The sequence below is a fragment of the Streptomyces sp. NPDC043812 genome, assembly GCF_056436245.1.
This window is the reverse complement of sequence record NZ_JBWKCY010000035.1, coordinates 55,228-63,308: the sequence shown is the minus strand read 5'-3', so window position 1 is coordinate 63,308 and position 8,081 is coordinate 55,228. Positions and strand designations below refer to the sequence as shown.

The 8,081-nt window shown below is 66.9% G+C and carries 9 protein-coding genes; 3 read left to right on the top strand and 6 right to left on the bottom strand.

Going from position 1 to position 8,081, the window contains the following annotated elements; translation table 11 throughout:
* Positions 1–132: 132 nt before the first annotated feature.
* The 3 genes from AC067Z_RS34620 to AC067Z_RS34610 form a co-directional block, all read right to left on the bottom strand.
* Positions 133–630, bottom strand: a complete 498-nt coding sequence (locus AC067Z_RS34620; protein WP_478793602.1) for a hypothetical protein — start codon at positions 628–630, stop codon at positions 133–135.
* A gap of 105 nt (positions 631–735) precedes the next feature.
* The gene (locus tag AC067Z_RS34615) at positions 736–2,310 is read right to left on the bottom strand and encodes an ISL3 family transposase (RefSeq protein ID WP_478793604.1); all 1,575 of its coding nucleotides are present in this window, start codon (positions 2,308–2,310) and stop codon (positions 736–738) included.
* A gap of 1,105 nt (positions 2,311–3,415) precedes the next feature.
* Positions 3,416–4,108 carry a hypothetical protein gene (locus AC067Z_RS34610; protein ID WP_478793601.1) on the bottom strand — a complete coding sequence of 231 codons (693 nt, stop codon included), beginning with the start codon at positions 4,106–4,108 and terminating at the stop codon, positions 3,416–3,418.
* Positions 4,109–4,294: 186 nt separating this feature from the next.
* Here AC067Z_RS34610 and AC067Z_RS34605 point away from each other — a divergent pair, with 186 nt between their 5' ends.
* Positions 4,295–4,750: a bacteriocin immunity protein gene (locus AC067Z_RS34605; protein WP_478793600.1), complete on the top strand. Its 456-nt coding sequence runs from the start codon at positions 4,295–4,297 to the stop codon at positions 4,748–4,750.
* 135 nt (positions 4,751–4,885) lie between these two features.
* On the opposite strand, the gene AC067Z_RS34600 is transcribed toward AC067Z_RS34605, so the two are convergent.
* Both AC067Z_RS34600 and AC067Z_RS34595 read right to left on the bottom strand, forming a co-directional pair.
* Positions 4,886–5,308: a GntR family transcriptional regulator gene (locus AC067Z_RS34600; RefSeq protein WP_478793599.1), complete on the bottom strand. Its 423-nt coding sequence runs from the start codon at positions 5,306–5,308 to the stop codon at positions 4,886–4,888.
* Positions 5,305–5,838, bottom strand: a complete 534-nt coding sequence (locus tag AC067Z_RS34595; RefSeq protein WP_478793598.1) for a hypothetical protein — start codon at positions 5,836–5,838, stop codon at positions 5,305–5,307. Before AC067Z_RS34595 ends, AC067Z_RS34600 begins: the two co-directional genes overlap by 4 nt.
* 226 nt (positions 5,839–6,064) lie before the next feature.
* Here AC067Z_RS34595 and AC067Z_RS34590 point away from each other — a divergent pair, with 226 nt between their 5' ends.
* Positions 6,065–6,742, top strand: a complete 678-nt coding sequence (locus AC067Z_RS34590; protein WP_478793597.1) for a hypothetical protein — start codon at positions 6,065–6,067, stop codon at positions 6,740–6,742.
* A 159-nt stretch (positions 6,743–6,901) separates the two neighbouring features.
* Here the strand turns inward: AC067Z_RS34590 and AC067Z_RS34585 are convergent, their stop codons facing one another.
* Positions 6,902–7,477 (bottom strand): SUKH-4 family immunity protein, encoded by a 576-nt coding sequence (locus tag AC067Z_RS34585; protein WP_478793596.1) that lies wholly within the window; start codon positions 7,475–7,477, stop codon positions 6,902–6,904.
* Between the two features lie 192 nt (positions 7,478–7,669).
* On the opposite strand from AC067Z_RS34585, the gene AC067Z_RS34580 reads away from it, so the two are divergent.
* Positions 7,670–7,987: a hypothetical protein gene (locus tag AC067Z_RS34580; RefSeq protein WP_478793595.1), complete on the top strand. Its 318-nt coding sequence runs from the start codon at positions 7,670–7,672 to the stop codon at positions 7,985–7,987.
* Positions 7,988–8,081 lie beyond the last annotated feature (94 nt).

Genomic DNA, 8,081 nt, shown 5'->3' with positions numbered 1-8,081 from the left:
CGCCCCGCGAGAAGGCCGTCATTTCTGCTCGACATTCACCAACTGCCTGATCACCAACTGACTCCGGAATCAGTCGACAAACGCTGTTCCTAGACGGCTCTGGCACAGATCTTGGGGTGCGGTCGCGGAGTGTCACAAGGCAGGTCGCTTCGCGGCTGTGATCACGCCTGCTCTTGGTAGACCCGGATTTCCTGGGGGTGGAAGTTGCGGACGATCGGCCAGAATTCCTGGCGGGCCAAGGCTGTCGGCCCAGGCGTCGAGTTCGTCGTCTGTGTCGTGGAAGAACCAGGTCTCGAAGTGCCCCAGCGCCCGAAGTTGGGGGACGGGCTCGTACCGAAGTTCGCAGTGGAGCTGGATGTAATGATCATGCTCGCCGGAAGCGTCGTTGATCTCGAACTGCCGGGCCAGGTCCAGCGTGAAGACGGGCGGTCCCTCGAAGGCGTGAGTCCCGTACTGGAAGAGAAGGCCATCAGCGTCCGGCGTGTCCGCGGTGTCGAAGCGCTGGGAGCCGAAGCGCACGAACCTGAGCCACACCTCGTCCAAGTCCAGTTCGGCGAGGGGCTGCTGTCCACGGCTCAGCTCATGTTGAAGTCGTTCCTCGGCCCGGTCTATGGGCGGTCTCTCCGACATTCTGTCCTTCGCGATCTCGACGGAATCTGTGGCCTCGCGGTGATCTTCTCAGCCCACCACACTCGCTGACGTGACCAGGGTTGGCTGCAGAGTCTGGGCTCGACGCTATTGGAGCAGGATCAGCTTGCGGAGCAATTCGAATCCGGCACGGCCGTAGAGCTGCCTCTTGATCTTCTTGATGCGGTTCACGGCGCCTTCCGTGCCACCGGAGCTCCAGTGCAGGGTGAGGCCGGCGGTCACCGCGTCGAGGTCTCGGAGCAGGTGAAGGGCAAAGTTGGTGAGGCCGGGCAGCTGGCTGGCATCGACGGCTTCGATCCATGCGGGGAGCGTGGGGCCCAGCCGGTGAGCCAGGATCTCGCCGAAGCCGCGGACATGTTCGGCCGCGGTATCCAGTTCTGGACAGCGAGCCAGGACGTCCTTCAACGCGGCGCGCTCGTCTTCGCTCAGGGTTGAGGGGTGACGGGTGAGCCAGCCGGTGACCCGCCTGACGGTCGGCGGCGGGGGTGGCGCCTGCGGCGGTGTGGCGCGCAGGGTGGCAATGTAGGCGCGGACCATCTGGTAGGTGACGGGCGCGTTCTCGGCGGTCAATTCGCGATGCAGGCGGGTGACGTTCGTGCATCCCGCGGCGAACCGCCGTTCCAGATGGGGCTTGTAGGGGTCGAGACGACTTGGCCGGGGGCGGTTTTCTCGGAGGGTGTCCTGCCAGGTGGCAGCACGTGCGTAGCGCAGCACGGTGTTGAGCCCCCAGCCCAGATGCCGGGCGATTGCCCTGCGGGAGTGGCCCTGGGCGAGCAGCTCGTGGACCAGGGCGTGCGCGGCCTTCTTGCGCTGGGCCCGCCGGCCATCAAGGTCCGGTCCGACGCGCACCGAGTCGTCGGGCGACGCCGCAACGTCCTTTCGCATTGGCGCTGTTGGTCCGTTCAGGCATTCGCGGTGGGCCGCGACGCAGGTTTCCACGGCTCGGCCGACGCCCTGCCACAGGTGGAACCGGTCGGCGACCTGGATCGCGGCGGGAGCGCCGAGTCGCGCGCCCTCGGCATAGGCACCCGCCCGGTCCCGGCAGATGATCTCCACACCCGGATGGCTGGCCAGCCACGCGGCCAGCGGCCCGGAGTCGCGCGACGGAAGCACGTCCACCACGCGATGGGTCTCTCCGCAGGTCAAGACGGTGGAGTAGGTCCGCCCACGGCGGGTGGCAAAGTCGTCCACACCCAGCACACGCGGCGTGCTGAGCTGCGGGTCAGGCAACGCCATGACCCTACGCAGGAGGGTCATCCGTCCTACCTGGAAACCCAGTTGGGCAGTCAGCCGGGCGCCGGCCCGTCCGGCGAGTGCGAGCCCGACACGCTCCAGGACGCGGCCCAGCCGCGTAGTGAAGCGCGCGTACGGGGCGGTCAACTGAGCGAACGGCTCGGCGAACGTACGACGCGGGCAGTCGTCCGTGCTGCAGATGAAGCGCCGGACCGTCAGATGGATCACGACGCTCTGTTCAGCGAGCGGTAGATCCTTCAGTCTGCGCTGGTAGGAGTCGTGCACTCGGTCCGAGGAGCGGCCGCAGTCCGGACATGCTGCCCCGGCTGCCCGGCCTCTGGCCGTGACGTCGACCGTGCCGAAGGCAGCGGTCACCGCTCCGACCTCCACGCCGTCGATTCCGTCGAACACGAGCGAGTCCCAGAACATTGCGTCGGCCTGCATGACCAGCACCGTCACCGCTCATTGCGGTCACCGGAGAGGTCCAGCACAGACCTGACGGAGCGTCACTCTCAGCTGCAAGGCGGGAAGGCGTACGCCGTCTCGCGCGAATCCGGGCTGTTGCAATCGAACGGCCCAGTGACGCTCCGCGACCGCACCCCAAGATCTGTGCCAGAGCCTCGTTCTCACCTACGTAGCCAACCGCCGCTTGCGCGTCGGATGGGTCAACGCACCACGAGTGCGCAACACACGGAGCTGCGCAGTGCGCAGCATGCGGTCCAGCGCTGCGCACGGTCGGGCAGGTGGGTGCGCAGTCCAGGGACCGCCTGTGCGGTGCCGGGGTACGCGGTCGTCAGCCGGCGTTGTTCTGCGGTTCGTTGGGGATGCGGAATGTCTGGCGGTGGGAGGTGTTGTCGGCTGTGGCGGTCTGGCGGTCTGGCGGTCTGGCGGGCGGTGGTGTGGGGGTTGTTCTGCAGTATGTGTGCGATGTGTTCGCGGCGGGTTGCGGTCGTGGGGGAGTGGTCGCGCGGCGTGGAGTCCTTGCTGTTCTTGGAGCGGCCGGCGCCGGCGGCTTCGCTGGGGCGCTGGGCGGGCGACTTGAGGGTGGTGCGGCGGTAGAGGTGCGCCGCACGGCGCAGGGCCTTGTCCGGCTGGGGCTTGCAGCCGTGGTTGATGCAGCTGCGCCAGGCCTCGGGCTTGAGCTTGACACCGGTCTCGTTGGGCTCCGGGGCGGCTGTCCCTCGAGGTGGGAAACATGCATCTGACGTACCCGTGCGTGTGCTGCGGCCCGTGTGCCGGAGCTCAGGGGTGCGACCCTGCGGTGTGGCCCCCGGTCAGCCGGTGCGCAGTGCCGCACGTACGAACAGGTCCAAGGCTGACAGGACCGGCCCAGTGGCTGCCGCCGGCCGCGGACCGGCAGCCGCTACATCGGCGAATGGGTCGCCACCAAACTCCGCTGGCAACTCAGTACGGACACCACCGAACTCGATGCGCTGAAGGTCTTCGAAGAAGGACCGTGCGAGGACACCATCGTCCACTACGTCCCCGCCCGTAGGGCTTCGCCTCGACGGGGTGTGCGTGCCGGGGGCGTAGGTCAGCTGCCCTGCCGAGCAGTGCTCTGCTGTGCCTGCTGGGAGCGTTCGGCGAACATGGTGGCGTAGTCGGTGAGCCGGTCCTGGTTGGCGTACTTCGCTTTGCCGAAGGCGTCGATCGACAGCAGGGTCGTGCCCACCAGTACCGCGGCAGTCGCGTGGGGATCGTCCTTTCCCTTGAACGTGCCGAGCTGTGCGTTGTGCTGCTCTCCGATCGTGCCGAGGGAGACGTTGCGCTTCCTTCGGTCGGCTTGCTGCTTTTCCTTGACTGCGTGGTACGCGGCCGCGGCGGCCTTGGCGTCCTTGTAGGCGAAAAGCGTGAAGTTGACGTTCGCCTCGTGCTTCGCCACGAAGATGGAGGTCCCGATCGAGACCGCGTCCACACACAACTCCGCGTTCATCTCTCCTGCGGCGCACGCGCTGGTGACCGGGTCCATGGGGGGCATGGCAATGCGCAGGCCGTTCTTGAGACCTGGCACGGCGGCCCTGTCGGGTAGTGCCGCCTCCACCTGCTCTTCGCTCAGCGTGGCTGCAATGCCTCCGGTGTCCCCAGGGCCGCCGTTCGTGTCTTTCGCCTTGCTCATGTCCTTGACGTCCTTGGCACGCGGACTCTCGGCCCCCGTGCCGCACCCCATCACCAGCACCGTCGCGGCCACCCCAACGGCCGCGAAGCGCGCGCATCTGCCACTCTTCATGTTCCCGCCCCTTGCCTTGAGCTGCTGATCATACGGAGAGGCCCTTCTACGGGGCGCGGGCCGTCCCCGGAAGGTGACCGGGCGCGTGGGCGGACGGCGTCTTTGCAGGTGAACTGCCGGCCTGGTGTGGTCGGCATGTGGAGGGCTCGGCTCGGGTTGTCGGCGTCGGTGTACATAATTGCGGCTGTGGACCTGCGACCTGAGCTGCTGCCCCCACCCGTGAGTCGCCGGCGGCTGGAAGAGCTGTGCCGCGAGATCGATCGGATCGCCTGCCTGGTGGACGACCGGTCCGACGACGCCGACGAAGCGATCCAGGCTTTCAACGCCGCTACCGGCCACGACTACGAGACCTACAACTTCGCTACGTACTGGGCAAGCAGGAACCTGGAAGACTTCGCCTTGGAGGCAGCCCGGCCGGCTCGCCCCCACGTCGCAGACATCACCAGGGAAGAGCTCGTCGAGATCGTCCGCAGACTGCTCGCGGCCGACGCTGAAACCGACTACTACCTGCTGCTGCTCGAAACGAATGTGCTGCATCCCCGCGTCAGTGACATGATCTACTATCCCTCGGACGACCTCCGGGATGCGTCTGCGGAAGAGATCGTGGAAGAGGCCCTGAAGTACCGGCCGATCGCGCTCTGAGTGACGCGGACGAGTCAGTCGGGCCCCGTCTGTGCCGCGATTGAGCGCATGGCGGCACCACCTCCCATGGAACGCGGCGCTCTCGCCGCTGAGCGCGATGCGCTCTCATGACTCAGCTAGGCCTTGTCCGGCCGATCATGGGGTGTAGGCGATCAGGGATGATGCCCGGCTGAGCATCATCGTGAAGTTGTTCATGGCGCCGGACGACGCGTCAGCGGCTCTGACCCTCCCGACCGGACCAGGGCGGGCATTCGAGTCGCTCTCCTTCGGCAGCGCGGGGAGGGGGTCGGCGACAAACGATCCCCGCCCGTGCATGGTGTGGATGAGGCCTTCGCCCTGCAGGATCCGCACCGCGGACCTGACCGTCATGTCGGCGACCTGATAGTGCTCCCGCAGGATGCGCCCGGTCGGTATCTGCTCGCCCGGCCCCACGTGCCCGGACAGGATCTGCTCGCGCAGTTCGTCCGCGATCAGCCGGGAGAGCCGCACCGGCTCACGCGACGAGCGGCCACCGCGCGCGGCGAGTTTGGCCAATGAGCTCCCCTGCGCCCTGGTCACGGCTGCTTCTGCCCGTCGCCGTCGGCGGTCTGGGCCGCGCGCCGTGGGGGCCGGTTGATCTGCCGTGCCACCCGGGCGACCTCCCCGTCGTTGTAGGCGGTCCGCACACCCGAGATGGTGTAGCCGGCGGCCTGGGCCAGCTCGTTGAGCGGGTAGCGGCGGGTGGGGTGGAACTCCCGTGCATAGGCGAGGAGTCCACGGATGCGGGCATCCGCCTGCTGCTTCTTCGTCCGCTCCTCCTGCAGGGCGAGGATGAGCGGGTCCTCCTCAGTGCCGAAGCTGATGGCCTCTAGGTTCTGCGCGTACTCCCGGCGAGCGCGTTCGATCTGGTCGCACACGTCGATGAAGTGATCGTCATCGTCCGCCTGGCCAGCGGCATCGGCGTAGTCGTGCTCGTCCTCGGGGCGGTCGAACTGCTCCTCGTCTGGACCGAGATGGCGCTGTTCGCTCTTGTCGTCGAGGGGGTCCGGAGCCGCTGGCGGGACGGGCAACGGGTGGATGATGGCAGCGAGTTCACTCAGCTGATGCATATTGCGATTATCGCAACCAGTTGCGGTCGTCGCCATAGATTCGGCTTCTCGCGTTCCAGTGGGCGTCGGGGCACCCTCGCGCCCGGTTTCCCCAGACGTTGCGACACGGCACCCGCACGCTACGGGCTGCGCGAGCTGACGGCTGTGGGGGCGAAGTATCGCGGTGGCATTCCGTTCGGCAATGTTGTTGAGTGATCACGCCAAGTGATCTGCGTACATTTAGGAGTTGACGTTGAAGAGGGCGACACGGGGGATGACGTTGGCGGTGCTGGTGGCGGTGTTGACCGCGTGCGGAGGCGAGCCGGCCGGTCGCGCGAACGGTGACTCTCTGGAGGGGCACGAGAGCGAGGGCCCGCTCACGCTGTCCGCGGAGCAGGTGCGTGTGGCGATACCGACCGGCACAAGCCTCCCTGAAGGCTGGATAGGGGCGGGCTGGGACTCCAAGGTCAAGGTGGAGGTGGGTGCGGAAGCGGCGGAGGAGTGCGGAGAGGACACCCAGACGAGCTGTGCCGGGCTCACGGCCCACGGACACCGGTCCGTACAGACCAAGGAGTATGCGGAATCGACGGGTGAGGGGGCGCCCGTGTGGATCGACGTCTACTCCTTCGACACCGCCGAGAACGCGGGCGTGGCGTTCAAGGGCCTCGCGGCCAACAAGCGCAAGCAGGCTGAAGACGGGAGCCCACCGGCGCCGCTGAAGATTTCGGCGGGCGCCGACGAGACGGACGCCTTCTCCGAGGACACCAGCGGTGAGTACGCCGTCGAAGTGGTGATGCGCGTGGGCGGGGTTGTTGTCTATCTCAAGGGATATGACCAGAGGAAGCCGGGCGACGTGGAGGCGCTCGCGAAGCGCCAGATCGACCGGATCAAGAAGACGGCTGAGGGCAAGAACCCCGACGCGTGAGGCCGCCGCGGCCTGGGCCGGCGCCGCCCGGGCCGCTCGCCCCGCAAGCGCTGGCAAGCGGGGCATCCACCCCGCCAAAGACCACCCCCTCCTGGCACGATGGTGTCGTGTCCGGCCTCGTAGCTGCTGAAGGCCTCGCGTCTCGAGGTGGCAGCTGCTTCATCGCCACATGGCGAGTCCGATCTGGTCGAAGAGCGTTTCCCACTCGCCCTCTTCGTCTGTGAAGGGTGTGGGGTCGACGGTGGTGATCTCCTGGGTCATGCGGTCCACGATGTGTGCACGCTGCTCGTCGTCGTCCGGTCCCAGCGTCAGGTAGTCCATCCGCCCCTTGTTCAGGACAATGAGCGCGTGCACGAGGCTCGAGATGTCCGCGTGCATCGGCTGGTAGTCGCTCCCGCCCTCGGGGAAGGCGTAGATCTGCCCGTCCCGCGGGTTGAGTGCGACTGTGGCGTAGACGAAGTCGCCGAGATTCTCCCATGTCTCTGCTTCCGGCGGCAGTTCGGATCCGGCGCGTTCGAAGGACGTCTTCATGCTCGGGCCGAAGTGCAGTCTTGGGGCACTGTCGTCCTCGAGGTCCATCCGGGGGCCGAAGAACTTGCTCTCCGGGAGTCCGGCACTTGCCAGGAAGTTGGCCGTCGGTCCATGTAGGTGCCCAGGTGCTGCCTGTGGGAAGTATGTGATGGAGGTGAGACCGAATGCCTCGATCACAGCTTCTGGAGTGATGTGGGTAAGCATTTTGGACCTGTCTGTCATGGGTGCTTCGTTGTGCCGAAGGACCGGGTACGCCGATACCAACCCACCAACAAGGTCCTCGCGTTCCTCGACCGATGTGAGGCATGACCGGCGCGAACCATGAGCGGCGCGTGTCTGCGCTCTGGGCGTCGAAGGCCCAGCTCAGGCGCCGCGCGGCTCCGATAGCCTGCGGCGGTGGCTGAACCTTCGTTGAAGTTCCTGATCGATGCCGATCACGAGCAGTTCTACGTCCAAGACCTCGAACCCTATGACGCCTGGTTGGCCGAACACGCGACGGACCCCGGCCTGCCGCCGCCCGGCTGGACCGAGGAAGTCTGGGCTGCTGCGCGTCCGGGTCTCCTACATCCCCTCCGATACATCCCCTCCGAGCCACCGGCCGGCGACACCAACGACAACCCCGGTGACCACTTTCTCTATCAGATCGACCTATGGCCCACCGACCAGGCGAGCGGGCTCACCATCTTCAAGCAGGGGCCGAATCCCTGGGGATAGTCCTCCCTACCGTCGTTGCCGAGCAAGGCGCGCGGGACAGGCGCCGTCCCCCGTGACACAGTGCGGCCGGGGCCGACTCGCGCGCGGTTGGCTC